This is a genomic window from Exiguobacterium sp. QJM3NY_9 (assembly GCF_056173545.1).
Genome location: NZ_CM149679.1, coordinates 2,887,773 through 2,911,329, shown reverse-complemented (window position 1 = coordinate 2,911,329; position 23,557 = coordinate 2,887,773). Strand labels below are relative to the sequence as shown.

The 23,557-nt window shown below is 46.8% G+C and carries 26 protein-coding genes; 8 read left to right on the top strand and 18 right to left on the bottom strand.

The window, feature by feature from the left end; genetic code table 11:
- Window positions 1–85: 85 nt before the first annotated feature.
- The 3 genes from AC0VYQ_RS14855 to AC0VYQ_RS14845 all read right to left on the bottom strand — a co-directional run bounded on the left by AC0VYQ_RS14855 (window position 86) and on the right by AC0VYQ_RS14845 (window position 2,385).
- Entirely contained in the window at window positions 86–1,642 is a 1,557-nt protein-coding gene (locus AC0VYQ_RS14855; RefSeq protein ID WP_029332048.1) for an ABC-F family ATP-binding cassette domain-containing protein, read from the bottom strand.
- A 35-nt stretch (window positions 1,643–1,677) separates the two neighbouring features.
- Window positions 1,678–1,851 carry a hypothetical protein gene (locus tag AC0VYQ_RS14850; RefSeq protein ID WP_012371785.1) on the bottom strand — a complete coding sequence of 58 codons (174 nt, stop codon included), beginning with the start codon at window positions 1,849–1,851 and terminating at the stop codon, window positions 1,678–1,680.
- An 87-nt stretch (window positions 1,852–1,938) separates the two neighbouring features.
- A complete protein-coding gene (locus AC0VYQ_RS14845) occupies window positions 1,939–2,385 on the bottom strand; it encodes a hypothetical protein (protein ID WP_214766360.1) in 447 nt (148 codons plus the stop codon).
- A 144-nt stretch (window positions 2,386–2,529) separates the two neighbouring features.
- Here AC0VYQ_RS14845 and AC0VYQ_RS14840 point away from each other — a divergent pair, with 144 nt between their 5' ends.
- From AC0VYQ_RS14840 to AC0VYQ_RS14825, 4 genes are all read left to right on the top strand, one after another.
- Window positions 2,530–2,859: a hypothetical protein gene (locus AC0VYQ_RS14840; RefSeq protein WP_029332046.1), complete on the top strand. Its 330-nt coding sequence runs from the start codon at window positions 2,530–2,532 to the stop codon at window positions 2,857–2,859.
- On the top strand, window positions 2,856–4,064 hold the full coding sequence (locus AC0VYQ_RS14835) for a glutathionylspermidine synthase family protein (RefSeq protein ID WP_475403897.1): 1,209 nt from the start codon (window positions 2,856–2,858) through the stop codon (window positions 4,062–4,064). Before AC0VYQ_RS14840 ends, AC0VYQ_RS14835 begins: the two co-directional genes overlap by 4 nt.
- Before the next feature lie 14 nt (window positions 4,065–4,078).
- Window positions 4,079–4,714: an NAD-dependent epimerase/dehydratase family protein gene (locus AC0VYQ_RS14830; protein ID WP_029332044.1), complete on the top strand. Its 636-nt coding sequence runs from the start codon at window positions 4,079–4,081 to the stop codon at window positions 4,712–4,714.
- A gap of 232 nt (window positions 4,715–4,946) precedes the next feature.
- Window positions 4,947–6,440 carry a peptide MFS transporter gene (locus AC0VYQ_RS14825; RefSeq protein ID WP_475403896.1) on the top strand — a complete coding sequence of 498 codons (1,494 nt, stop codon included), beginning with the start codon at window positions 4,947–4,949 and terminating at the stop codon, window positions 6,438–6,440.
- A gap of 62 nt (window positions 6,441–6,502) precedes the next feature.
- On the opposite strand, the gene AC0VYQ_RS14820 is transcribed toward AC0VYQ_RS14825, so the two are convergent.
- Window positions 6,503–7,774, bottom strand: coding sequence for a purine/pyrimidine permease (locus AC0VYQ_RS14820; protein WP_029332042.1), 1,272 nt, complete (start codon window positions 7,772–7,774; stop codon window positions 6,503–6,505).
- Window positions 7,775–7,935: 161 nt separating this feature from the next.
- Here AC0VYQ_RS14820 and AC0VYQ_RS14815 point away from each other — a divergent pair, with 161 nt between their 5' ends.
- A complete protein-coding gene (locus AC0VYQ_RS14815; RefSeq protein WP_475403895.1) occupies window positions 7,936–8,631 on the top strand; it encodes an alpha/beta hydrolase in 696 nt (231 codons plus the stop codon).
- 55 nt (window positions 8,632–8,686) lie between these two features.
- On the opposite strand, the gene AC0VYQ_RS14810 is transcribed toward AC0VYQ_RS14815, so the two are convergent.
- The 5 genes from AC0VYQ_RS14810 to AC0VYQ_RS14790 form a co-directional block, all read right to left on the bottom strand.
- Window positions 8,687–9,622 (bottom strand): carbohydrate kinase family protein, encoded by a 936-nt coding sequence (locus AC0VYQ_RS14810; RefSeq protein WP_475403894.1) that lies wholly within the window; start codon window positions 9,620–9,622, stop codon window positions 8,687–8,689.
- On the bottom strand, window positions 9,622–10,461 hold the full coding sequence (locus tag AC0VYQ_RS14805) for a PRD domain-containing protein (protein WP_475404762.1): 840 nt from the start codon (window positions 10,459–10,461) through the stop codon (window positions 9,622–9,624). The genes AC0VYQ_RS14810 and AC0VYQ_RS14805 overlap by 1 nt, the downstream gene beginning before the upstream one ends.
- Before the next feature lie 112 nt (window positions 10,462–10,573).
- Window positions 10,574–11,986 carry a sucrose-specific PTS transporter subunit IIBC gene (locus AC0VYQ_RS14800; protein WP_475403893.1) on the bottom strand — a complete coding sequence of 471 codons (1,413 nt, stop codon included), beginning with the start codon at window positions 11,984–11,986 and terminating at the stop codon, window positions 10,574–10,576.
- Window positions 11,987–12,161: 175 nt separating this feature from the next.
- On the bottom strand, window positions 12,162–12,965 hold the full coding sequence (locus tag AC0VYQ_RS14795; RefSeq protein ID WP_475403892.1) for an endonuclease/exonuclease/phosphatase family protein: 804 nt from the start codon (window positions 12,963–12,965) through the stop codon (window positions 12,162–12,164).
- Between the two features lie 92 nt (window positions 12,966–13,057).
- Window positions 13,058–14,713, bottom strand: coding sequence for a PTS transporter subunit IIBC (locus tag AC0VYQ_RS14790; RefSeq protein WP_214766371.1), 1,656 nt, complete (start codon window positions 14,711–14,713; stop codon window positions 13,058–13,060).
- A gap of 255 nt (window positions 14,714–14,968) precedes the next feature.
- On the opposite strand from AC0VYQ_RS14790, the gene AC0VYQ_RS14785 reads away from it, so the two are divergent.
- Window positions 14,969–15,253: a helix-turn-helix domain-containing protein gene (locus tag AC0VYQ_RS14785; RefSeq protein WP_214802259.1), complete on the top strand. Its 285-nt coding sequence runs from the start codon at window positions 14,969–14,971 to the stop codon at window positions 15,251–15,253.
- A gap of 90 nt (window positions 15,254–15,343) precedes the next feature.
- Here the strand turns inward: AC0VYQ_RS14785 and queF are convergent, their stop codons facing one another.
- The 9 genes from queF to AC0VYQ_RS14740 all read right to left on the bottom strand — a co-directional run bounded on the left by queF (window position 15,344) and on the right by AC0VYQ_RS14740 (window position 21,589).
- A complete protein-coding gene (gene queF, locus AC0VYQ_RS14780; RefSeq protein WP_029332033.1) occupies window positions 15,344–15,832 on the bottom strand; it encodes a preQ(1) synthase in 489 nt (162 codons plus the stop codon).
- Window positions 15,833–15,847: 15 nt separating this feature from the next.
- Window positions 15,848–16,564 carry a 7-carboxy-7-deazaguanine synthase QueE gene (queE, locus tag AC0VYQ_RS14775; protein WP_034801026.1) on the bottom strand — a complete coding sequence of 239 codons (717 nt, stop codon included), beginning with the start codon at window positions 16,562–16,564 and terminating at the stop codon, window positions 15,848–15,850.
- Window positions 16,561–17,016, bottom strand: coding sequence for a 6-carboxytetrahydropterin synthase QueD (gene queD / locus AC0VYQ_RS14770; protein ID WP_029332031.1), 456 nt, complete (start codon window positions 17,014–17,016; stop codon window positions 16,561–16,563). The genes queE and queD overlap by 4 nt, the downstream gene beginning before the upstream one ends.
- Window positions 17,000–17,668, bottom strand: a complete 669-nt coding sequence (gene queC / locus AC0VYQ_RS14765; RefSeq protein ID WP_088838180.1) for a 7-cyano-7-deazaguanine synthase QueC — start codon at window positions 17,666–17,668, stop codon at window positions 17,000–17,002. Before queC ends, queD begins: the two co-directional genes overlap by 17 nt.
- A gap of 248 nt (window positions 17,669–17,916) precedes the next feature.
- The gene (gene bshB2, locus AC0VYQ_RS14760) at window positions 17,917–18,573 is read right to left on the bottom strand and encodes a bacillithiol biosynthesis deacetylase BshB2 (protein WP_251136920.1); all 657 of its coding nucleotides are present in this window, start codon (window positions 18,571–18,573) and stop codon (window positions 17,917–17,919) included.
- Entirely contained in the window at window positions 18,573–18,938 is a 366-nt protein-coding gene (locus AC0VYQ_RS14755) for a YojF family protein (RefSeq protein WP_029332027.1), read from the bottom strand. Before AC0VYQ_RS14755 ends, bshB2 begins: the two co-directional genes overlap by 1 nt.
- Before the next feature lie 64 nt (window positions 18,939–19,002).
- Window positions 19,003–19,818 (bottom strand): bifunctional hydroxymethylpyrimidine kinase/phosphomethylpyrimidine kinase, encoded by an 816-nt coding sequence (locus AC0VYQ_RS14750; protein ID WP_159173246.1) that lies wholly within the window; start codon window positions 19,816–19,818, stop codon window positions 19,003–19,005.
- A 132-nt stretch (window positions 19,819–19,950) separates the two neighbouring features.
- A complete protein-coding gene (locus AC0VYQ_RS14745) occupies window positions 19,951–20,955 on the bottom strand; it encodes an inorganic phosphate transporter (protein ID WP_029332024.1) in 1,005 nt (334 codons plus the stop codon).
- Between the two features lie 16 nt (window positions 20,956–20,971).
- Complete coding sequence (locus AC0VYQ_RS14740; protein WP_029332023.1) at window positions 20,972–21,589, bottom strand: DUF47 domain-containing protein; 618 nt, start codon at window positions 21,587–21,589, stop codon at window positions 20,972–20,974.
- A gap of 335 nt (window positions 21,590–21,924) precedes the next feature.
- On the opposite strand from AC0VYQ_RS14740, the gene cbpA reads away from it, so the two are divergent.
- Both cbpA and AC0VYQ_RS14730 read left to right on the top strand, forming a co-directional pair.
- On the top strand, window positions 21,925–22,563 hold the full coding sequence (gene cbpA / locus AC0VYQ_RS14735) for a cyclic di-AMP binding protein CbpA (RefSeq protein ID WP_214893317.1): 639 nt from the start codon (window positions 21,925–21,927) through the stop codon (window positions 22,561–22,563).
- A gap of 64 nt (window positions 22,564–22,627) precedes the next feature.
- On the top strand, window positions 22,628–23,392 hold the full coding sequence (locus AC0VYQ_RS14730) for a pyrroline-5-carboxylate reductase family protein (protein WP_214893319.1): 765 nt from the start codon (window positions 22,628–22,630) through the stop codon (window positions 23,390–23,392).
- Window positions 23,393–23,557 lie beyond the last annotated feature (165 nt).

Sequence of the window (23,557 nt, the reverse complement as noted above, 5' to 3'; positions counted from 1 at the left end):
TCTTTTTCGATAAAAAACAAAAAGAGCCGCCCCAATCAACAGGGCGGCTCAAATCATCGTTCTTAAAAAAGTAAGAGGCAATCAATCAAAAGACTTTTGTCGTCCATGATTCACAATTCCATAAGTCAGTTGCGACTGCTTCATAAAATTCAGGTTCGTGTGAAATCAAGAGGACCGTTCCTTTATATTCTTGCAAGGCCCGTTTCAATTCCTCTTTCGCTTCGACGTCCAAGTGGTTCGTCGGCTCATCGAGAACCAGAATGTTTGATTCCGTGTTCATCAGCTTACAAAGACGGACTTTCGCCTTCTCTCCACCGCTGAGTACTTCGATTTTAGATTCGATGTGTTTTGTCATCAAACCACATTTCGCGAGCATCGCCCGGACTTGTTGTTGCGTCAAGGATGGGAACGTTCCCCAAATTTCTTCGATACACGTGTTCGAATTCTTCTCTTTGATTTCTTGTTCGAAATAGCCGATGTGCAAGTTTTCACCGCGATCGACCATCCCTGAAACAGCGGGGATTTCACCGAGTAAACTTTTCAGTAACGTCGACTTCCCGATTCCGTTCGCACCATGCAATGCGATTTTCTGCCCCCGTTCGATCGTTAAATCGAGCGGACGCGAGAGGGGTTCGTCGTAGCCGATGACAAGACCTTTTGCTTCGAACATCAGCTTGCTTGGTGTCCGAGCCGTCTGGAAATGGAATTCCGGTTGCGGACGTTCTTGTGCAAGCTCGATGACATCCATCTTGTCGAGTTTTTTCTGACGGGACATCGCCATGTTTCGTGTCGAGACACGCGCCTTGTTACGGGCGACGAAATCTTTAAGTTCAGAAATTTCTTGCTGTTGGCGCTTAAAGGCAGACTCCAGCTGTTTCTTTTTCGCTTCATGGACCGTCAAGAAATTATCATAGTCACCAACGTAACGGCTCAAGCCTTGATTTTCCATATGGTAAATCAAGTTGATGACGCTGTTTAAGAATGGAATATCATGCGAAATCAAAATGAACGCGTTCTCGTAATCGTTGAGATACCGTTTCAACCATTCGATGTGTTGCACATCAAGATAGTTGGTCGGCTCATCCAGTAACAAGATATCTGGTTTTTCAAGTAAGAGCTTCGCAAGTAAGATTTTTGTACGCTGACCGCCACTCAATTCATGGACATCACGGTCTAAGCCGATTTCATCGAGCCCAAGTCCGCGGGCGATTTCTTCGACTTTTGCGTCGATCGTATAAAAATCATTATTCGTTAAAATGTCTTGTAAGACACCGACTTCCTCAAGCATCTTTTCGAGTTCTTCGGGCTCGACTTCACCCATCTTCGCATACAGGTCATTGATTTCTTGTTCGATATCGAACAAGTATTGGAATGCCCCTTTTAGCGCATCACGAATCGATAAACCTTTCGCAAGGACGGCATGTTGATCGAGATAACCGACACGAACGTGTTTCGCCCATTCGACTTTCCCTTCATCCGGTTCGAGCTGAGAAGTGATGATGTTCATGAAGGTTGATTTTCCTTCACCGTTTGCTCCGACGAGGCCGATGTGTTCACCCTTTAACAGGCGGAACGAGACATCTTCGAAAATCGCACGATCACCAAAGCCATGGCTTAAGTTTGATACCGTTAAAATACTCATAACTACTCCCTTATTTCATGAATTCAACGCTGTGATTAGACACCTGTACGTTTTTTCTGGTTGTTCGTCTTTTTCGTCTTCTGGCTCGTCATTTGTTTCGTTTCCGTTCCACGAAGACCAGTCGGACGTTTTGTTTGTGATTGTTTTTTTGCTTTCAATTGTTCAATCATCGCTTCTTGAAGTGATAATTTTTTTGGTTGTTCGCTCATGTGTGTTCACCTCGATTAATTCGTTCTTATCTTATAGTATGCCAAAAAAAACGCTTTTTGAAAACGAACTCTACTTAATTCATCCTTTTAACGGACAACCTGACCGAGATAAATGACATAACAATTCCGGTCGATGTCGATTTCGCAGCTGTCACGTTCAAAGGTTCCATGCTCTGGCACAGTCACCTTATCCTTAATTAAATAGCGCATCGCTTGGACGTGGTTCGGGACGGTCATCGTTTTGATAAGTGGTGATGTACTGCTTGGCATGTACCGGCGAAACTCGATGTGAATTTGATGAGGCGGATAAATCCGGTCCTCTGCATCGAGCGGAGAGGCTTCGACGTGATCGACAATCAGCTGATCGTACTCGCCCTCCATTTCGTTGGAGCGTAATTCATACAGTTGGCCTTCGATGATATGAAATTCACATAATTGATGAGCGATGATTTCATCCGGTTCGATTGCGAAACGACTGTATTGATAAATCGACTTATATTCATCTTGATCTTCGACATAATAAGCAAGTGACATCGTGATTCCTCCTTGTAACGGCATGATATGTTCTACTCGGACGATCAGAAAAAAGTTCCGGTACGACAAGGAAACTTTTTTAAGAGAAAAAGCGTATACTTAGAATAACAAATTGTTAAGAAAGGGGTATGAATCGTGAGATGGATGAAACAAGCATCACTTGCGGCGACGCTTTTGATTGGAACGACACTCAGTGGTTGCGGTGCAGACGATGCGCAAGCCGAACGTCCGGATGATCCGGATTGTGACGATTATGAATATGATAATGAAGAAGGCGTCTGGTATTGTGATGATGCAACATCGACCCATTCTGGTTTTTATTACTGGGGAGGCAGTTATTTTGCATCCCGTGCCCTGATGCATAGTGCGATGCGAACGAAAGGCTATACGCCGAAGTCGAACGCAGTCAAAAGTTATAATGCGAAGACAAAAGGATTCGGGACGGGATCGTCGTCTGGTTTCTTTGGCGGATGAGTGAACGAGAGGATTTATATGGTGACATTGAGTCGTTTTGGGATGAGTTGGATGGTGAAATCTATGCGTTGACTGATGTTTTAACGGTTTCGTCGCGGACGCTGGAGCGCTTGCGGGTAGCTGCCCGAGACGTGTATCTGATTTTTGAGAAAGTCGCACCGATTCTACGAACGATGGAAGACGATGCGTTACTCGAGCTCGGGTATCCAAAACAAGCACTTCCCTTTCTCCGTCTAGAGACGATGCGCCCCTTATCAATCATCAGTCGGCTCGACTTCATCGTGACGGATGATCGGATTTCCGTCATGGAGTGGAATGCCGATACGCCGACGTTCATTAAAGAATCGTTTGACGTCAATGACCGGATTGCGCAAAAACGCCATATGATGGCAGTGAACCCGGATGAAGCGGCGAAATTAGCGACAAGCGTCCGTCGCGCCGTCGCAGCAGCGACACATCGAACGAAGCAACGCCCGCATATCGTCTTTACGTCACATGGGGACAATATCGAGGATCGTCTGACGACAGAATACTTGCAAGGGTTCGTGGACGGGGCAGCGTATTGCCCGCTTAACGCCCTTGAAATTCGACCGGAAGATGGATTGTACGACCAGGACGGACGACGGATTGATATTTTATACCGTCAGACCTTTCCGATTGAAATGGCGCTTCTCGATCGCGATGACACGGGACGTGAACTCGGTGTCTTATTGTTACAACTCGTCGAACAAGGATTGCTCGAGATCATCAATCCACCATCGGCATTTCTGATGCAGGCAAAGTCCGTTCTTGCAGTGATTTGGGCACTACATGAAGCAGACCACGCTTATTTAACAGGACGTGATCATCAAATCATAGAACGTTATTTTTTACCAACGTATCTTGAACCAGATGTATTTCTTGAACAGCAGCATGCCTTTGTCGAGAAACCGGTTTTTGGCAGAGAAGGCGATACGGTAACAATCTATCAAGCAGATGGTCGTATCCTGTTATCGAATGAACAGCGTTCCTTTAGTGACCAAGCATCGGTTTATCAGCAGTATCAAGCATTGCCGACGCATGTACTTAGTAATGGAGTGGAAGTGGCCTATATGTTTGGCGTGTTCGTCCTCGGTGGTCGGGCAAGTGCGATTGCTGTCCGAGCAGGCGAGCGAATCACCGGAAATCGTTCTTACTTTTTACCGATTGGACGATTGCAAGATTGAGAGGAGGAGTCAAGATGAAAGCAGCCATTTTAGGAGCAAGCGGTTTAGTTGGACAAGAGTTAGTCGATCAATTATTAGCGAATGATGCGTATGAGGAAGTTCATGTGCTCGTTCGTCGACCCATGAACCGGTTTCATCAAAAGCTGGAAGAATGGGTGATTGATTTTGATCGCGTGACGGAAATCGAGTTGCCGACAGTGGATCACGTCTACTGTGCGCTCGGAACGACGATTAAACAAGCAGGATCGCAAGAGGCATTCCGGCAAGTCGATTACACATATCCGATCGAAGTCGGGCGGGAGCTGCTTGATTTAGGCGCGACACGCTTTGCGCTCATTTCAGCGCTCGGGGCACACCCGAATGCAAAAACGTTCTACAATCGTGTCAAAGGGGACACGGAGAATGGACTACGGGTTCTTGGCTACGAAGCTTTATTGATTTTCCGTCCATCGCTCTTGTTAGGGGAGCGAGAAGAGTTCCGGTTTGGCGAACAGGCGGCGGCTCGTGTCTCGACCATTCTTCGCCCATTATTGAAACGGAGTCCTTATGCACCGATTGAAGCGGGTAAAGTAGCGAAAGCGATGATAGAGCAAACACTCCATGCGCCCCCGGGTATTACCATCGTTGAATCAAAAGACATGCAAAAATGAGCGAACGGATTCCGTTACGCTCTTTTTTTTGCTTAAAATTAATATTTGACTAGTCAAATGATTTACGGTTGAATGATAAGGTGCTGTCTCCTATATAAAAAGAAGTGAGACAATTCAGTTAAAAACGTGTAAATCTTTTAATCGATTACGAGACGCTTATCATTTGGGGAAAGCGGGAAAAAAGGTTTTAGATTATGCACGAATACAATGGTAGACGAAAGGAGCCTTCATTATGGCAGATTTTGATCGCGATCAGGTCTATAAGACTGTTCCGCAAAAAGGGTTCTTCGGAAACCCGAAAGGATTGTTCACACTCTTCTTCACAGAGTTCTGGGAACGATTCTCCTACTACGGGATGCGCGCCATCCTTATATTCTACATGTACGACTCTGTTGCGAACGGTGGACTCGGAATTGATAAAACGACTGCCGCTTCCATCATGGCCGTATATGGTTCACTTGTCTATATGTCGGGAATCATCGGAGGATGGGTCTCCGACCGTCTGTTAGGGACATCACGGACCGTCTTTTATGGTGGTATTCTCATCATGCTCGGACATATTGTGTTAGCTCTACCAGCCGGAATCACGGCATTATTCATCTCGATGGGCTTAATCGTCATCGGGACGGGATTCTTAAAACCGAACGTATCGAACATCGTCGGAGATTTGTACAGCAAAACGGATAACCGCCGTGATGCTGGATTCAGTATCTTCTATATGGGAATCAATGCCGGTGCATTTTTAGCACCACTCGTCGTCGGTAAAGTTTCAGATACGGCAGGATACCATGCTGGTTTCGCACTCGCTGCGGTCGGGATGTTCGCCGGTCTAGTCGTATTCATCCTGACGAAGAAAAAGAATTTAGGTCAAGCCGGAACATACGTCTTGAATCCGCTAGAAGGCGAGGAACGGAAACGTTTCTTTAAAATTGCGACAGTTGTCGTCATTGCGCTAGCAGTTCTCGGAACGATTGCCGCATTGACAGGTTTACTAACGATCGACCGCTTTACGTTGATGGTGACGTTCCTCGGAATCTTGATTCCGATTGCGTATTTCACATTCATGTTACGCAGTCCGAAAATTACAGATGATGAGCGTTCGCGTTTATTCGCCTACATCCCACTCTTTATCGCAGCAGCTGTTTTCTGGGCGATTCAAGAGCAAGGGTCATATGTCTTATCAATCTTTGCAGCTGAACGGACAAATTTATCTTTCTTAGGTTTTGAGATTCAACCGGCTTTCTTCCAGTCATTGAATCCATTGTTCATCATCGTGCTTGCACCAGTCTTTGCAAGCTTTTGGGTTCGACTCGGTGATCGTCAGCCGACGACAATGCAAAAATTCTCGTTCGGTCTGATTTTCGCAGGACTTTCGTTCATCGTCATGATGTTACCTGGACTATTGTTTGGTACAGACACAATCGTTAGTCCGCTCTGGCTCGCACTCAGTTTCTTCCTCGTCGTGATGGGTGAGTTATTACTATCACCAGTCGGTTTATCGGCAACGACGAAACTGGCACCCGCTGCTTTCTCGGCACAAACAATGAGTCTTTGGTTCTTAACGAATGCAACGGGACAGGCCGTCAATGCACAGATCGTTAAATACTACGGGAAAGAAACAGAAGTCGCATACTTCGGAATCACCGGTGTCGTCGCGATTGCACTTGGACTTCTCTTGTTCGCTTTTGCACCAAAACTCCAAAAGTATATGCGTGGTATTCGCTAAGGTCGATTTCACAAAAAAAGACAGGTAACTCGGATTTTTTTTCCGAGTTACCTGTCTTTTTGTTAGTCATTTGTCCGAATATGGCGTAATGATTCTGCGAATAGGGCAACGAGCGTCCCAAGCACCAGTCCGTTCGACATCAGTGTCGTGACGAGTGGAGGGAGATCGGCTGTCGCACCTTTCGGTAAGAGTAAGGCACCAATTCCGACGAGGACCGGTAACCCGACCGTAATCATTGCCGTTTGCCGATTTAAGTCGCGTGCTGCTTCCGTGACGCCGATGATGGCCATTCCGGCAACAATCGGGGCAACCATCGCATAACCGACGGCAACAGGAATTTTTGCAATCAAACCGACGAATGGCGTGACGATACTTAAGAATAAGCAAATGACGTTCGCAATCGCAAACGATTTACGATCCGTGTTATCCGTCGAAGCGATGAATCCGGCTGTTCCGGAAATCGCGACGGGACCGACCGTACCGAACATACCGGCAAAAATCTGTCCGACACCAGCAGTGACACCGGCTGTTCCGACTTGTCCTTTGACGTGTTCGCCACGTTTCGCACTGATGATGCGCTCGATGACTTTGATGTTCGCGAGCACGTTCGTCATCAACAGTAAAGAGATGATTAAGGCTGTCGGGAGAAGGGTCCAGTCCAGATGAATTCCGCCGAACGGGAATAAATCAGGAAGTGTAAAGAATGGACCATCGAAGCTCGGCATCTCGGCGCGTCCAATCAAGGCAAACATGCTCCAACCGACGAGCAGCGTGATGAGTAAGGCATACTGACGCAAACGATCGCTACGTTCGAGATAAAGTGAGATGATGACGGTCAATACGGAAATGACGGCAGGTAACACTTGAATCTTACCGTTTTCCAGGTTGAGTAGCCCTTTCATGACGGAGCCCGACAGTTGGGCAGACAACAGGAGCATATAAACGCCGATGACTTGTGGCGTGAACAAGGGAACGAGTCGTCGTAAAATACCCGTTACTGTCAAAATGATACAGATGATGCCACTTAAGATGAGGAGAAAACCAAGTGATTGGAGTGTGTTCGAGTAACTCCCGTACAATGTAATGCCGATTGAGGAGTAGAGGGCGAAGACACCCCACCAAATCCCGGCCGGCCCTTCCATGATTGGTAGACGGTGACCGAGGAACACTTGGAATAAACTTAAAATCGCAAAAACGAACAGACAACGAGATAGGAAAGCCAATGTGTCCGCGCTCGATAGTTCAAACGATGCGGCAATGGCGAGTGGCGGGGCGATGTTAGTACAGATAATAAACAAAAACCACTGAATCGTGGAGACTACGGTACGTGGCAAAACAAATGATTCCCCTTTCAAAAGAAACGATACTTTTTTCATCTTAAACCAATTATTGAAAAAGCGATAGATACGCTTACATTGACTGAAAATTTAGAAAATAATTTTCATATGTGATTTTTCACATTAGATGGGGTAGGAGTTAAGAGGGAGGAATGAATATGAAAAAGTGGCTCAAGCGAATCAGCATCGGTTTCATCATACTCATCGGGCTTATCATCGGAGCCTTCATGGTCTGGGCGCAATTTGATTATGATCCGTCAAAAGAAGCAAACACATATGTTGAACAACAGATCGGACAGGATTATCAGTTTGGTGATCCGGAGAGTGAAGTCGGATTTGTGTTTTATCAAGGGGCGAAGGTCGATCCGGGTGCCTACAGTTATATCGGGAGTCAGTTAGCGAAGAACGGACATTTTGTCGTCATCCCGAAATTACCGTTTAATATCGCATTACTCGACGCAAACGCGGCCTTATCGATCATCGATGCACATCCGAAAATCAAACGATGGTATGTGATGGGACATTCGTTAGGTGGAAGTGCCGCTTCGACGGTACTTGAGGATAATTCGAAGATTAAAGGAATCATCTTTCTCGCGTCCTATCCGATTGATGCCGTCGATACACCGTCCTTGACGGTCTATGGCGGACGGGATGGCGTCTTACCTGTAGCGGACATCGAAGCAAGTAAAAAAAATCTTCGATCGGACGCGACATTCCATTTCATCGAAGAGGGCAATCACGCGAATTTCGGGATGTACGGCGCACAAAAGGGCGACAACACGAGTCCATTAACACCAAAAGTACAACAAGATGAGGCGATTGAAGCAATTGAGTCATTCCTTTCATCGAATTAAAAAAGCCTTTCCGTCTAGCCATTTTACGAAGCTAGACGGAAAGGTTTTTTACGTTTTAGTCGAGACGACGTGATACCTCGTCGAGTGTCGGTAAAGCAGCCATCGCCCCTTTGACGGACGCGGCAAGCCCGCCGGAAATCGCGGCAAACCGCCCGATGTCCTGCAGTTCATCTTCATCCCAATCGAATGCAAAGGACCGCGTCGCACACTGGTGTAGCAAACCAGACATAAAGGCGTCACCTGCTCCGGTCGTATCGACGGCATCCACCGAAATCGCGTTGATTTCTGCCATCGCACGATTCGTATAGAGTAAGGATCCCTCGCTGCCCCGTGTGACGGCGAGCAACTGAATCGGGTATTCAGCGAGCAGTTCGGCTGCCCCTTCATCCAGGTTCGTTTGGCCGGTCAAGAAGGTCAATTCCTCTTCTGCTAACTTAACGATTTGCGCGTCAGGCAGGACGGACTGAATCGTCGTCCGGGCGACATTGAGATTCGACCATAACGATTCGCGGAGGTTCGGGTCGTAAGAAATCGGGACCTGATGCTCTTTTGCGAGCGCGATGGCACGACGTGTTGCTGCGACGGCATCACCTGAGATTAAGGAAATCGAACCGATGTGAAGTAAATCGGCTTCCGCCAGTGCGTCCGGAACATCTTGTTCATGAAAGCTCATATCGGCACGATACGTGTTGATGAATTCAAAGGACCGTTCGCCGTTTTTAGCATTTGTGACGAGGACAAGCCCCGTTTTATTCGTTGCGTCAAGAACGATGTGATCCGTCTTGACCCCATAGTGGTGGAGTGTATCTTTCAAGAAATGCCCCATCGAGTCATCCCCGACAGCACCGAGAAAATAACTGTCGGCGCCAAGGCGGGCAAGTCCGACGGCGACATTGGCGGGAGCACCGCCGGGATTTTTTTGGAACGTCGTATTGCTGTCGTCGAGTGGAATCAAATCGATTAATGCTTCTCCAAGACTAAAAATTTTCATCATAGTTCGCTCCTTTCTAAATCCGGTCGAATCCGTTCGACATGAAGTGCCATATAGCCGACTTCAGAGTCGGGGACGGTCGTTTTTAATTCCTGTTCGAGCCAAGCGGCCATACTTTCTGCACAACGAAACGCATCCGCGTAACGTGTTTTGACAGCAGATAAAATGACATCATCCATATCGTGGAGTGTCTGCCCCTGCTCAATCCGGGCGAGGACAAGTTTCATATGTGTGAAGAATCGGTAATACGTCATGGAAGTCGTTTCGATCGTTTGACCAAAGAAACTCTCGATTTGTTCACGTAATTCGTTCAACAGAGTAGCAGTTTGTAGTGCCGTCGCCATATTCGGATGTTGTTGGCGGGCGTTAAAGAGGTGAAGTGCGATGTTCGCGGCTTCCTCCTTTGGTAATACAACAGCAAGTGTCTGTTCGATTTGCGCAACCGCCCATTCACCGATTTTGTACTCGGCTGTATATAACAAGCGAATTTCTTCCGCGAGCCGATTGTGGACGACAAGATTTTCACGTGCTAAGCGAACGGCGTGGGCGAGGTGATCCGTCAGACTGACATGGATATAATCATGAAAGGGTGTCTGAAGTTCGCCTTCCGCATAAGAAATGATTTGTTCGGACAAATCAATGATTTCTAATGGGGTCGTCGTTAAGATTTCTTTAAACAGTTCAGCATTTTCGAACGAGGGAATGAACATCTTTTCGATTTTCGAGGGATCGACGGGGTCTTTTTTCTTTTTACCGAAAGCGATCCCCGGTCCCATGATGATGCGTTCTTGTCCTTGTTCTTTTGTGACGATGGCATTGTTGTTGAGTACTTTATGAATAATCAGTCTGACTCCTCCCTTCTCCCTTTATTATACGGGTAACGGTGCTCAGAACAAAACCGACAAATGCGACCCGACGAGTATACTCGAGAGGGTCGCATGTCTTTTTTACTTAAGCGGCTAAATCGGTTTGTTTTTGTTTTCGTGCATCAAGACGCATGAGGATGACAGTCGCGATGAACGCTGTCGCGACAGCAATCGCAAAACCGACAAGGTAGTTGATTAAGTTCGAAGCACCAAGTGGAGCGACGATTGCAATCATCGGTATGCCCGTCAAACCATAAGCGTTTGCAGCGACTTGCGTCAAGACGACGTAGCCACCGCCGATTGCGCCGCCGATCGCACCACCGATGAACGGTTTACCGAGTCGGAGATTCACCCCGTAGATGATCGGTTCCGTAATACCGAGAAATGCCGAGAAGGCAGAGGGTAAAGCGAGCGTTTTTAATTTAACGTTTTTCGTCATGAAGTAGACAGCAAGACCTGCTCCGCCTTGAGCAACGTTCGCCATCGACCAGATGGGTAACAGGAAGTTTTTCCCGATGCTCTTATCAGCAATAAGTCCCGCTTCAATCGCATGGAAACTATGGTGCATTCCTGTGATGACAATCGTTGAGTAGAGACCACCGAACAAGAGACCGGCGACGACCGAGAATTGTTCATAGAAGAAGACGAGTACGAATGAAATTCCTTTACCGAGCAATGTACCAAGTGGTCCGATGACGATGAGGGCAAGGAATCCTGTGACGAGAATCGTCACGAACGGTGTGACTAACAAATCAAGTGTTTCCGGTGTCCGTTTACGTACTTGCTGCTCAATTTTCGCCATGACCCAAACTGTTAAGAGGACAGGGAAGACCGTCCCCTGATAACCAATCAGTTCGATGTTCATCCCAAGGAAGTGCATCACTTCCGGTTCACTGTTTCCGAGTGTCCAAGGGTTGAGCAGAGAAGGGTGCGTCATGATTCCACCGATGACCGCACCGAGATATGGATTGGCACCGAACTCACGCGCGGCAGAGAAACCGATCAAAATCGGTAAGATGATGAAAGCGGAAGACGAGAACATGTCAAGCAGTTGGACGATCGGTGAAGCCCCGTCGACCCAACCGAAGGCTTTAATCATTCCGAGTAAGCCCATCAAAAGACCGGCGGCGACGATTGCCGGAATCAATGGTACGAAGACATTTGAAAGCGACCGGGCAAGGCGCGCGAACGGATTTAATTTTTGGGAAGCTGCTTTCTTCACGTCTACTGAGTCTTCACCATTGACGTTGACACCAGCGAGGGGAGCGAACTCCGCGAATACTTTGTTGACGGTCCCGGTCCCAAAAATGATTTGATATTGACCTGAACTCGAGAAAGCACCACTGACGCCGTCAAGATCTTCGAGTGCCGCCTGGTCGACCTTCGATTCGTCATGAAGGACGAGACGGAGACGTGTCGCACAATGCGCTGCTGTGATGATATTTTCACGACCACCGACAAGGGTAAGGACCTGCGCAGCTGTTTTTTTGTAATCCATTTGAATTCCTCCTTTTAGGAAAGGTGTGCGACTGGTCAGCCCACAAAAAAAGGCAAGACCGAACAACACCTAAACGTTCTAGGTGTTGCATCGGTCTTGCCAGCCGTACTGTCACAATCCGCACTATTTGCTTGTTGGCTTTATCATAAAGCAAAAAAGAAAGCGTTGTCAACAGTCAAATTGGATCTTTTTGAATCGCGATATCGACTTCGACACCGAAGTGATCGGAAACGATTGGCGCCAGTACTCCGTCAAACGTCACACCGACACGCGCGACATCAATTTTGCGATTCGAGAGCACTAAATCAATCCGTAAGCCATGCTGATTCTCTTCCCAACCGTCAATCTTACCTTCGACGGTTTCGACACCAACCGTCTCTTCCGCTAGAAGGAACAGGTCATGGAGACCCCGTTCAACCATATAATCGTAACCGCTCTCCCGTTCGAAGGCATCATTGTTGAAGTCACCTAAGAAGAGGGTCCATTCGAGTGGATCCATCCGAGCAATCAAATGATTGAACTGCTCGCTGAACGGTTCGTCGGCATCTTCCCACCAACCGAGATGACAAGAGTTGAACGTAATTTGGGTTCCATCGACATCAATCGTCGCGCGGACGATTTTGCGTGACTTCCAGTCCATCGTATCTTGGCTTCGGCTGACATAGTACGAATCGGATTTCAAAATCGGATGTTTCGTCAAGAGGGCGAGTCCCTCTTCGTACGCATCGTATCCGATGTGCGAGAAGTCCCAAACGAATTCATAGTCATGCCCACGTTCTTTAAGTGCTTGTTGAATCATGTAGACGAAATTATCTTCACGGATTGCACCATAAACGATTGGTGTATCCATTAATTGGCTTACTTCTTGTAAGGCGACGACATCATAATTCTGTTGGATGATTTGAGCGACGATTTGATTAATTTTTTCAAGCTGGTGTTCTTCTTGCCAGGAATGGCAATTGAGTGTGAGTAGGCGCATCTGTCGTTCCTCCTGAGTGTTGATTCTGAATAAAGAAAGGTGAAACTCACGGATGAGCTCCACCTTTTTTTATTTACCCTAATTCGTCTGGTTTATGCGCCAATCCGGTCTTGGATATCAGACTTCAAGACATCCGCTTTCGGACCATAGATGGCTTGCACGCCGTTATTTTTTAGGATAAGACCAAGTGCGCCATTCGCTTTCCAGTCTTGTTCTTTCGCGACGAGGCTTGGATCTTTGACCGTGACGCGTAAACGTGTCATGCAGGCATCGACGTCTTCGATGTTTTGTTGACCACCGAGCAGTTCGATGATGCGTGCTGCTTGCGAACCGTCAGCGGCGACAGTTGCAGCGACTTCACTTGTCCCGTCCTCTTTGACGACGATGTCATCGAGGTAGTTTCCGTTACGACCTGGTGTCGCGTAGTTAAACTTCTTGATGACAAAGCGGAACGTAAAGAAGTTGAGGAAGAAGAAGAACACGCAGACTCCGATGAAACGTAACAAATCACCGATCAGACCAGCTTTCGCGATCAATGGAATCCGAGTCAAGAGTTCAATTGCCCCGAATGCATGGATCCGAAGGTGCATGACGTCAGCAAGTGCGAACGCAACACCCGTCAAGACAGCGTAGACGACGTACAGGACAGGTGCGATGAACATGAACATGAATTCGATTGGCTCCGTGACGCCTGTCAAGAACACAGCGAGACCGGCAGACAGGAAGACGGGTTTGTATGCTTTCTTTTTATCTTCGTCAACCGACATATACATCGCGACTGCGACACCAATCAAAGAAGCAAGTGACGTGACGACCTGTCCTTCTTTGAAGCGGGCAGGCACGACGCTGTTGAGTAAGTCGTTATAGCCTTGTGTGTTACCGGCTTGCTTTAAGTTGACGAGATCGGTCACCCAGGCGAGCCAAAGTGGATCTTGCCCGGCTACTGTCGAGCCTTGTGCAGCACCCGTCAGAATTTTATACGTTCCGCCGAGTTCCGTATAGTTCATCGGCACAGTCAACATATGGTGAAGACCGAATGGCAGTAGGAGACGTTCGAGCGTTCCGTAAACGAATGGGGCGATGATTGGGGCTGTATCACGTGACGTTGCAATCCAACGACCGAAATCGTTTAGGAGACCTTGGACGAACGGCCAGACGAGCGATAAAACAAATGCTGCGACGACGGAACCACCGATGACAACGAATGGGACGAACCGTTTTCCGTTGAAAAAGGCCAGTGCATCCGGTAATTTGCTGAAGTTATAAAACTTATTAAAAAGAACGGCACCGAGGAAACCAGAAATGATTCCGACGAAAACGCCCATATTAAGAGCGGGTGCACCGAGTACAGAAGTGAAATAATCTTTTACGATTAAGTCTGATCCGAGTAATGAACTGACCGTTGCTTTCGGGTCAGCGAGCATCGTTGAATTGACACCGAAGATTGCACCCGTTACGCGGTTGACTAAAATGAACGCGAGTAATGCGGCAAAGGCACCACCGGCACGTTCTTTAGCCCATGAACCACCGATCGCGACGGCGAAGAGGACGTGGAGATTCGTAATGATGGCCCAACCGAGATCTTCAACGATTCTTGCGATCGTTTGCACAATTGTGATATCGCCGCCGTACATCCCGATTAATTTTCCGATTGAAATCATGATTCCGGCAGCTGGCATAACTGCAATGACAACCATTAAAGCTTTTCCGAGCTTTTGCCAAAAGTCGAATGAAATTGTTTTACGCATGTTTTCTCACTCCTCAGACAAACTATTTTCTCTTTGTTGTGCAAATATGTAAGCGATTAATGCAACCGTTTGCATTTAAAATTGTAAGCGATAACCTTTTAAAAAGCTAGTCTTTTTTAGTGAATAATTTGAAATTATATTTCACATGGTGAAAATCATTAAACTAAAATGTGTTTTGAAAATGAAAAGCGGGAATAAACTAAAAGTAGCATCGGGTAGGAGTAGCTGGGAGACGATAAAGGAGACTGAAAACTCATGAATCAAGCGATGAATCCACTTGCGAATTATGGAGAGCGTATCCAAACATTACGTGAGCGACAGAACATCGACCAAGAAAAACTTGCGCTTATGACGGAAACAACGTTTGAGATGATTCAACGGATTGAGTCAAGTATCGCACATCCGTCCGTTTCGATGATTGATCGCTTAGCGAAGGCGCTAGGCGTTCCTTATGAGCACCTCTTACGACATATTTGGTCAGCAGAAGCGATTCATGCTCAGGCAGAACGACAAAAAATCGTGGATTTACCGTCGAGCTGACGTTCATACACAGTCGATTAGATAGAAGAAAAGCCAAATTCCCGTGAAATGATCACGTCAGGAATTCGGCTTTTTTTGATGGTTTTCGGATTAACGGTTATCGACCGTTTCTGGATAAAGATCATGGTTGAACAAACGGTGTTCTGCCATTCTTTCATATTTTGTACCGGGTTTTCCGTAGTTATAGTACGGATCAATCGAGATGCCACCGCGTGGTGTAAATTTCCCCCAGACTTCAAGGTAGCGCGGCTCCATCAACTTAACGAGGTCTTTTCCGATGACATTGATGCAGTTCTCATGGAAATCCCCGTGATTACGATAGCTGAAGAGATAAAGCTTCAATGATTTCGACTCGACAAGTTTTTCGTCAGGAATGTACGAAATATAAATTGTCGCAAAGTCCGGTTGATTCGTGATCGGGCAAAGGCTCGTGAATTCCGGTGCATTGAACTTAACGAAGTAGTCATTCTCCGGGTGACGGTTCGGGAACGCTTCGAGCACTTCCGGTTGATATTCAAAAATATAAGGGACGGCCTTTTGACCGAGTAGAGATAAGTCGTTTAAATCTTCTGGACGCATGAATAAAACTCCTTTTTAAACGCCACGGTCGTTCGCGAAAACGAGGGCGTGCAGTTGTGGTAGAACACGGGCATGGTTAAAGCGTTCATCTTGCGCGACGCGTTCCCATAAAGTTTTTAAGTCGGACAACATCCGCGGAGCAATCGTACCTTCTTCCGCCGGGTCCGGATTACCGAGTGATAGATACAGTGTTTTTAACGCATATCGTTCAGAAATCGCTGCTGCGAAGTCGAGGTCCGCTTCGTCGAAGATGACGATTTTGACAGCACGTTGCAGTTCAGGAAGTCGTTTGAAGAAGACGTCGAGCCGATCGTAATCGACCGTCATGCCGCTTGACGGCGGCTTCGGACTGATGGTGACGTCTTCGATATCGAGTAACCAGTTTTGCCAATACGAACCCTGTGTTTCGACGGACATCGTGATGCCACGTGCCTTCAAGGCGTCGACGAGCGTACCGATCGATGCGTGGAGCAATGGATTCCCCCCGGAGATCGTCACGTGCCCATACGAACCGAGCGCATCGAGACGCGTCAGGATATCTTCTGCCGTCAGGAGGTCTGGTTTTTCTGATCCGTCCCAGGTAAAGGCAGAATCACACCAGGCACATGAATAGTCGCATCCACCTGTCCGGACGAACATTGTTTTTTGTCCGATCGAACGACCTTCTCCTTGAAACGTTGGACCAAAAATTTCAAGAACGGGAATCTTTGGTATTTTTTTCAGTTGACTCATGCTTCATTCATCCATTCGCGACGGACTTCAGCGAATGCAGTCGGTGTCTCATATAACTTGACGAATTCGACACGGAGACCGCGTTCGTCCGGTAAATGCTGTCCGAGCGTTTCAAAAATCCAGGCCGACATGTTTTCTGCCGTCGTATTCATATAGGGAAGCGATTCGTTTAAATAACGGTGATCGAGCAACGGTTCGAGATGTTCTTTGAAGATCTTTTTCAGGTCACCGAAGTCAAGTGTCATCCCGCGGTGGTCCAGGAATCCGCTGATTCCGAGATCGACGTGATACGTATGACCATGCAAAGCACGACATTTTCCATCGTAGTCATACAGGTGATGGGCAGCATCAAACGTCAATTTTTTGACGATCATGACGCGTGATTTTGTATAGATGAGCGAGTCGCCGGTCGGGCGCTCGACAGTTTCAGGTGCTTCATAGTTGAATTTCATGGGTAGTCCCCTCCTCGATGTAGGCGTCTAAGCCTTTTTTCCGTAATTCACAAGCTGGGCAGTCGCCGCAACCATCTCCGATAATACCGTTGTAACACGTCAGTGTCCGTTCACGGACGAAATCAAAAGCATCTAGCGAATCGGCTAGCGCCCATGTTTCTTTTTTATCGAGCCACATCAGTGGCGTGTGAATGACGAATGGATAATCCATCGCGAGGTTGAGTGTCACGTTAAGTGACTTGATGAAGGAGTCACGACAATCCGGGTATCCGGAGAAATCAGTTTCGCATACACCCGTGATGATATGGCGGATGCCACGTCCCTTAGCAAGGACGGCTGCGAAAGATAAGAACAGATGGTTCCGACCATCTACGAATGTAGAGGGGAGTCCATCTTCGTTCGTCGTGATTGTTTGAGTGTGATCGGTCAACGAATTGCTTGTGAGTTGACTGAGGAGTGAGAGATCGAGCTCATGGTGTTTGACACCAAGTTCGGCTGCGATTGTTCGCGCGACTTCGAGTTCTTCGGCATGACGCTGTCCGTAGTTGAAGGTAACGACTTCGACTTCGGAATAGTTCGCGAGTGCCTGAAACAGACAAGTCGTCGAGTCTTGGCCGCCGCTGAAGACGACAAGAGCACGTTCATTTTTCATAGTTTACACTTCCATTCCTAGTTTTTGTGACGGAGGAGGTTACGAACTCCGGAGACACAGTCTCAACTATTCACACTAGCAGACGGGAGAAAAAAAGTCGACTCTTTCTCGCGTCAATCGTTGCGGGTTTCAAAAGATTCAGCCTCCTGACGCCTGCAGGGAAAAGTGCGCAGAGTCAACGTCGTGCGAATCATTTAATCTACGAAAAAAAACCTCGAACGACGTCGGAGTCGTTTCGAGGTTCTTCATCATAATGGATAGTGGTAATAGCGTTCTTTAACAAGGAGATCCCGGATGTTCGAGTCTTCCGAGATGACCTTCATCAGTCCACCTGTTTGAGAAGCGTGGGCTTCAAGGGCGGCAACTTTTTGATCCGTATATGCACTGACGTCATGAATGAACGTACCTTCGCCAAGTTCGTCTTTTGTGTTGTTCGCAAAAGCGACGGCAAGAAATTCAGGACGATCGGCTTCGTCGATTGCACGAAGGGCACGAACGACAGCACGTGCTGTTGCTTCGTGGTCCGGATGGACGGCATAGCCCGGATAAAATGAAATCACGCGAGTCGGACGTGTTTTTTCAATCAACTGTCCAATCCGTTCAGCGAGTGCTGCTTCATCTTCGAATTCGACCGTCTTATCCCGTAATCCCCACATTTGAAGATCGGTAATCTGCATTTTTTCAGCTGCTGCGATCAATTCACGTTTGCGGATCGTCGCGAGTTGTTCCCGGTTCGTAAAGACGGGACGTCCCATGTTGCGTCCCATTTCGCCGAGCGTCAAACAGGCGTACGTAACAGGTCCGCGGTTCGTTGCATGCTCGATGATTGTCCCGGCTGAGCTGAATGCTTCATCGTCCGGGTGAGGGAAGATGACGAGCAGGTGATCGTGTTCATTATAAGCCATCATTCTACCTCCTCTGCGCCTTGGGCGAATGGTGTCGGGCTGAGCTCAAAAGCAATCGCGAGGCGACCTTCGATATCATGTCCTGCGATCAAGAGTTGTTCTCCCGCGAATTCATAATCGGTTAATCCTTCACCGTACAACCATCCGTGGGCAAGTTTAAGACCAATCCGGTATGGACCGTTTCCTGTGATCAGGCCGCGTTCGTATGTGATTTCCGCGTTGCGGAAGAACATCCCCGCACTATGGAACGTCGGATCTTGGTGCGTCGCATAGGCACCGTTCGTTGTTTCGACGTGGACGTAAAGTGGTGTGTTCGCATGATCGTCAATGTACTGTTGGACGACCTTTAAATCAAGTGTTTGCAATGGTATCTCTCCCTTCGAATACAGAAAGAAGCCCGCGAATCACTGCGCGGACTTCCTGAACGTGTTAAGACTTAACTGTACGATGTGCAGCATGATCAGTCGGGCCGACGTATTCATTCAAACGGAATGAGTTACGAATCGCCGCTGTGATAAACGATTTGGCAGTTCGAACGGCTTCTTCGACTGTAGCGCCTTTAGCGAGTTCTGCTGTAATCGCTGCAGAATACGTACATCCTGCCCCGTGCGTATATGGTGTCTCAATGCGTTCATCCTCAATTAGGATAAACTCTTTTCCATCATAAAGCACGTCAACTGCTCGGGGGTGATCAATCTTGCTGCCACCTTTAACGAGGACATATTGTGCACCTTTTTCGTGAATCCGTGCTGCTGCAAGTTTCATCTCGTCAATCGTCGAAGGTGTTTTTCCAAGACCAGACAATTGTCCCGCTTCGAAAACGTTTGGTGTGACGACTGTCGCGAGCGGTGTCAAAATGTCGCGTAAGGCATTCGCTGTATCCGGATTGAGGACTTCATCTTCACCCTTACAGACCATGACCGGATCGATGACGACGTTTTTAACGCCTGATGCTTTAATTTTTTCAGCAATGACTTCGATGATTTCGACAGTCGGAAGCATCCCCGTCTTCATTGCATCAACACCGATTCCTCCGAGGACCGTATGGATTTGTGTCCGGACGAGTTCTGCATCGATTGGATAGACCGCATGGTGCCAAGCTTGGTCAGGGTCTTGCGCGACGATGACCGTCAGCGCGTTCATGCCATAGACTTCAAGCTCTTGGAACGTTTTTAAGTCTGCTTGAATACCAGCTCCACCACTCGTGTCAGAACCAGCAATCGTTAATGCTTTACGTTTTGTCATTTGGAATTCCTCCTAATAAATTAGCGCTACTTCTTTCCATTATCATAGCGAATTATAGACAAGGCGACAACTGCGGCAACTTATGAAGTGTAAGCAAAACCCCCACCTCAAATGAACGAGTGGGGGATGAGATTATTTAATGAAAAGAAAATCAAGAATCGTATAAATCAGAGCGGCGAATGCCATCGAAATCGGTAACGTGATGACCCATGTAATCAGCATTCGTTTAGCCGTACCCCATTTAACGCCTTTTTTGCGGTGTGATGTTCCGACACCCATGATGGCAGAGGAAATCACATGCGTTGTTGATACAGGAAGATGAATCGCCGTCGCACCAAAGATGATCGCAGCAGACGTCAAGTCAGCCGCTACGCCGTTGACAGGACGAATCTTCATGATTTGACCACCAACTGTTTTGATGATCCGCCATCCACCGACAGATGTCCCGAGTCCCATCGCGATGGCACAAGAGAGTTTTACCCAAAGGGCCACATCATGATCAGTCTGGAAACCAGAAGAAATCAAGGCGAGGGTGATGATCCCCATCGCTTTTTGCGCATCATTCGTTCCGTGTGTATACGATTGAAGGGCTGCAGTCGCAATCTGCATATGACGGAAGCGACGATTCGTCTTCGCCAAATTCCCTTTTTTGAAAACTACTTTAAAAATGCCGTAGACGAGAAAACCGAGCGTAAAAGCAAGGATTGGCGAAATCAATAAGGCTTGGACGATTTTTAAGAAGCCTTTTGTCTCGATTCCACCGAATCCGACTGAAGCAATGGCAGCACCGGCAATCGAACCAATCAACGTATGCGAAGAACTGGACGGAATACCGAAGTACCACGTCAATAGATTCCAAGCAATCGCAGAGAGGAGAGCAGCGATGACGACATAACTTCCGTGTTCTAGTGTCGATGGGTCAACAATGTCCCCGGAAATCGTCTTAGCGACTCCAGTAAATGTGATTGCCCCTAAAAAGTTCATCGTCGCAGCAAGAATGATGGCGTGACGTGGTTTCAATGCACGAGTCGACACCGAAGTCGCAATCGAGTTCGCCGTATCGTGGAAACCATTAATGAAATCGAAGCCAAGTGCGAGAATCACGATTATAGCGGTGATGATAAACAGACTATCCATCTCGTTAGCTCCTCACTTATGCGTTTTTCATGATGATCGTTTCAATGACGTTTGCTGCGTCTTGGCAGTAATCGGCGATTGATTCGAGCGATTCATAGATTTCTTTATATTGAATGATTTTAATTGGATCAGTTTCAGTCGCGAACAATGCTTTGATTGATTTACGACGTAAGTCATCACAAATCGTTTCTTGTTCTTTTACTTTGATGACATGTTCACGCATCGGTTGAAGCTTACGTGCGACAAGAAGGTCCATCGCTAAAGCGAGTTCGTTGACGGCGATATGAATCTCATCGACGAATTTAATCATATGTTCGTCGGCACGGACGATGTTATAAATCTCGAAAATCGCGGAACATTCTTCAAATCCATCGAGTACATCATCCAGTGAGTTCGCGAGTGCAAGCAAGTCTTCGCGATCAATCGGTGTGATGAACGCATTGTTCAAGTCGATGATCAGTTGGTGCATCAAGTCGTCACCAGCCGTTTCAAAGTCTTTGACTTTATGCGCGAATTCTTTAACGTCTGCAATACCATTGATTTTGAAATCAACGAAAAACTGTGACGTCTGTTGCAAGTGCCCTGCAATCTCGGATAATTTCACTGCGAATGGATCTTGTTTTTTACTAAACATTTCTTCTGCCTCCATATTAAGAACAAGAATAGAATAGTGAAGTAACTTCACGAGTTCGATTGTATCAGACGTTATTGTAAAAGAATACAACTATGTACCGCGTTTACGAAAACTTAATAAAACTTAAAGTTAATAGGGTTGATAAATTAATAAATAGTCTGAATAAACATTTTTTAATGTTATTTTCTTTGGATTCAATGGGTTTCATCTGTGTTTTTGTTATTGTAATAGTAGGGAATAGAAGAGAAGCAGGAAAAATGAATAACAGAACGAATAAGTACAAAAGATGAAGAAGTAGGTTACAACACAAAGTGAAATAGAGGAGGACGTTTTGTATGCTCGTGCAAAGTTTATGTATACCAAAACACCAATGTATCAAGATTTCAGAGACGGCAACGCTTCGTGAAGCGTTAAAGACGTTAGAAGATACAGGATATCGTTGCGTACCTGTACTCGACCAGTCAGGTCAAGAATTTAAAGGGAATATCTATAAAATGCATATTTATCGCCATGGGATGAATGGTGGCAGTTTAGATGACAATGTCATGACACTCATTAAGAACACATCAAAATTCATCTATACAGCAAGCAATTTCTTTGAAGTCTTCTTTTCGATCAAAGAATTACCATACATCGCCGTACTAAATGATGACGGTCAATTCTTTGGTATTTTACCGCACGGGAAAATGCTTGGGATGTTAGAAGAGGCATGGAATCGTGATTCAGGAAGCTATGTGTTGACGGTCGCACTGAGTGAACAAAAAGGTGCTCTAGAAAAAATCGCAAAAATCGTTAACAAGTACTCGACGGTTGCTAGTCTTATGACACTTGATGCCAAAAGTAGTGTCATGCGTCGTGTTCTCATTACCCTTCCTCTTGATTGTGATGAGAAAACAAAAAATAAAATCGTGAAGAAATTGAACGAAAAAGGGCTTCGTGTCGTCGCTGTCGAAGACTTGGAACTTCGTGTATAATTAAAAAGGAAAATACGAAAAGGACCTGGCACAACAGGTCCTTTTTTGTTGTGGGAGGAACGGTATGAACATTTTAATGGTTGGTGCAGGATCGATGAGTGAATCGTTGGTCAAAGGATGGATTGATTCAGGAATTGCGCCCGAATCAATTACGATGACGAATCGTGCAGATCGTAAGCGTTTATCAGAGCTCGCTAATGAACATGGTGTTCAAATCATTGAAGAAGAGAATATCGAGTCATTCGATATCGTCGTCTTAGCCATGCAACCTGACGGCGTACTGGAATACGTAGAGCGTCATGAGTGGACGAATCAACTGCTTGTTTCTGTCGCAGCACATATCACACCGGATGAAATTGAACAGATATCAGGTTGCGGTGCGGTCTGTGCGATGCCGAATACACCGGTTGCTTTTCGGACAGGGATGACAGGACTTTGGTTCGGTCATCAAGTAGTGATGGAACACAAACAATTGGCGAAGGAACTTTTTCTACGCGTCGGTGAGGTAGTAGAAACGGATGAAACGACTATGCCGTTTTTAATGGCAGCAGCTGGCTGCAGTCCGGCTTTCTTCTATGAAATTGTGGGCGCAATGACTCCTGTTTTGACGGAAGCCGGATTTGAAACACAACAGGCGCGTCGTATCATCGCCCAAGCAATGAAAGGGTCGGCCGAACTTTTGCTTCAAGACGATCGACCGACTGAGGCATTGATTGATGATGTCGCTGCGGAGGGTGGACCAACTGATCGTGGGGTTCAAGTGTTACGTACGCATGAATTGAAGAAAATAATGCGAGCGGCACTAAGTGAGAGTGCACGCGAAGCGTAAATCGAACGACTTTAGGCATATTCCGTCACGGTTCAGACGAGAATGTGTCTTTTTTCGTAAAAATTGAAAACGTTTCACGTGAAACATGCATTGACGGTTGCATTATCAAATGAAAATTCGTATAGTGAAGAAAGAAACCGTCTGGACGGTACAGTAAAAGGGAGG

Excerpts from the sequence above, each read along its gene's own strand:
- AC0VYQ_RS14830 (WP_029332044.1), top strand. The coding sequence starts at position 4,079 with ATGAAAGCAGCCATTTTAGGAGCAAGCGGTTTAGTTGGACAAGAGTTA.
- queC (WP_088838180.1), bottom strand. The coding sequence starts at position 17,668 with ATGAAAAATGAACGTGCTCTTGTCGTCTTCAGCGGCGGCCAAGACTCG.
- AC0VYQ_RS14750 (WP_159173246.1), bottom strand. The coding sequence starts at position 19,818 with ATGACAAAACGTAAAGCATTAACGATTGCTGGTTCTGACACGAGTGGT.
- bshB2 (WP_251136920.1), bottom strand. The coding sequence starts at position 18,573 with ATGGCTTATAATGAACACGATCACCTGCTCGTCATCTTCCCTCACCCG.
- AC0VYQ_RS14845 (WP_214766360.1), bottom strand. The coding sequence starts at position 2,385 with ATGTCACTTGCTTATTATGTCGAAGATCAAGATGAATATAAGTCGATT.
- AC0VYQ_RS14840 (WP_029332046.1), top strand. The coding sequence starts at position 2,530 with ATGAAACAAGCATCACTTGCGGCGACGCTTTTGATTGGAACGACACTC.
- queF (WP_029332033.1), bottom strand. The coding sequence starts at position 15,832 with ATGCGTCCAGAAGATTTAAACGACTTATCTCTACTCGGTCAAAAGGCC.
- queD (WP_029332031.1), bottom strand. The coding sequence starts at position 17,016 with ATGAAATTCAACTATGAAGCACCTGAAACTGTCGAGCGCCCGACCGGC.
- AC0VYQ_RS14835 (WP_475403897.1), top strand. The coding sequence starts at position 2,856 with ATGAGTGAACGAGAGGATTTATATGGTGACATTGAGTCGTTTTGGGAT.
- AC0VYQ_RS14850 (WP_012371785.1), bottom strand. The coding sequence starts at position 1,851 with ATGAGCGAACAACCAAAAAAATTATCACTTCAAGAAGCGATGATTGAA.
- queE (WP_034801026.1), bottom strand. The coding sequence starts at position 16,564 with ATGAGTCAACTGAAAAAAATACCAAAGATTCCCGTTCTTGAAATTTTT.
- AC0VYQ_RS14785 (WP_214802259.1), top strand. The coding sequence starts at position 14,969 with ATGAATCAAGCGATGAATCCACTTGCGAATTATGGAGAGCGTATCCAA.
- AC0VYQ_RS14795 (WP_475403892.1), bottom strand. The coding sequence starts at position 12,965 with ATGCGCCTACTCACACTCAATTGCCATTCCTGGCAAGAAGAACACCAG.
- AC0VYQ_RS14825 (WP_475403896.1), top strand. The coding sequence starts at position 4,947 with ATGGCAGATTTTGATCGCGATCAGGTCTATAAGACTGTTCCGCAAAAA.
- AC0VYQ_RS14800 (WP_475403893.1), bottom strand. The coding sequence starts at position 11,986 with ATGGATTACAAAAAAACAGCTGCGCAGGTCCTTACCCTTGTCGGTGGT.
- AC0VYQ_RS14745 (WP_029332024.1), bottom strand. The coding sequence starts at position 20,955 with ATGGATAGTCTGTTTATCATCACCGCTATAATCGTGATTCTCGCACTT.
- AC0VYQ_RS14790 (WP_214766371.1), bottom strand. The coding sequence starts at position 14,713 with ATGCGTAAAACAATTTCATTCGACTTTTGGCAAAAGCTCGGAAAAGCT.
- cbpA (WP_214893317.1), top strand. The coding sequence starts at position 21,925 with ATGCTCGTGCAAAGTTTATGTATACCAAAACACCAATGTATCAAGATT.
- AC0VYQ_RS14730 (WP_214893319.1), top strand. The coding sequence starts at position 22,628 with ATGAACATTTTAATGGTTGGTGCAGGATCGATGAGTGAATCGTTGGTC.
- AC0VYQ_RS14855 (WP_029332048.1), bottom strand. The coding sequence starts at position 1,642 with ATGAGTATTTTAACGGTATCAAACTTAAGCCATGGCTTTGGTGATCGT.
- AC0VYQ_RS14815 (WP_475403895.1), top strand. The coding sequence starts at position 7,936 with ATGAAAAAGTGGCTCAAGCGAATCAGCATCGGTTTCATCATACTCATC.
- AC0VYQ_RS14810 (WP_475403894.1), bottom strand. The coding sequence starts at position 9,622 with ATGAAAATTTTTAGTCTTGGAGAAGCATTAATCGATTTGATTCCACTC.
- AC0VYQ_RS14740 (WP_029332023.1), bottom strand. The coding sequence starts at position 21,589 with ATGTTTAGTAAAAAACAAGATCCATTCGCAGTGAAATTATCCGAGATT.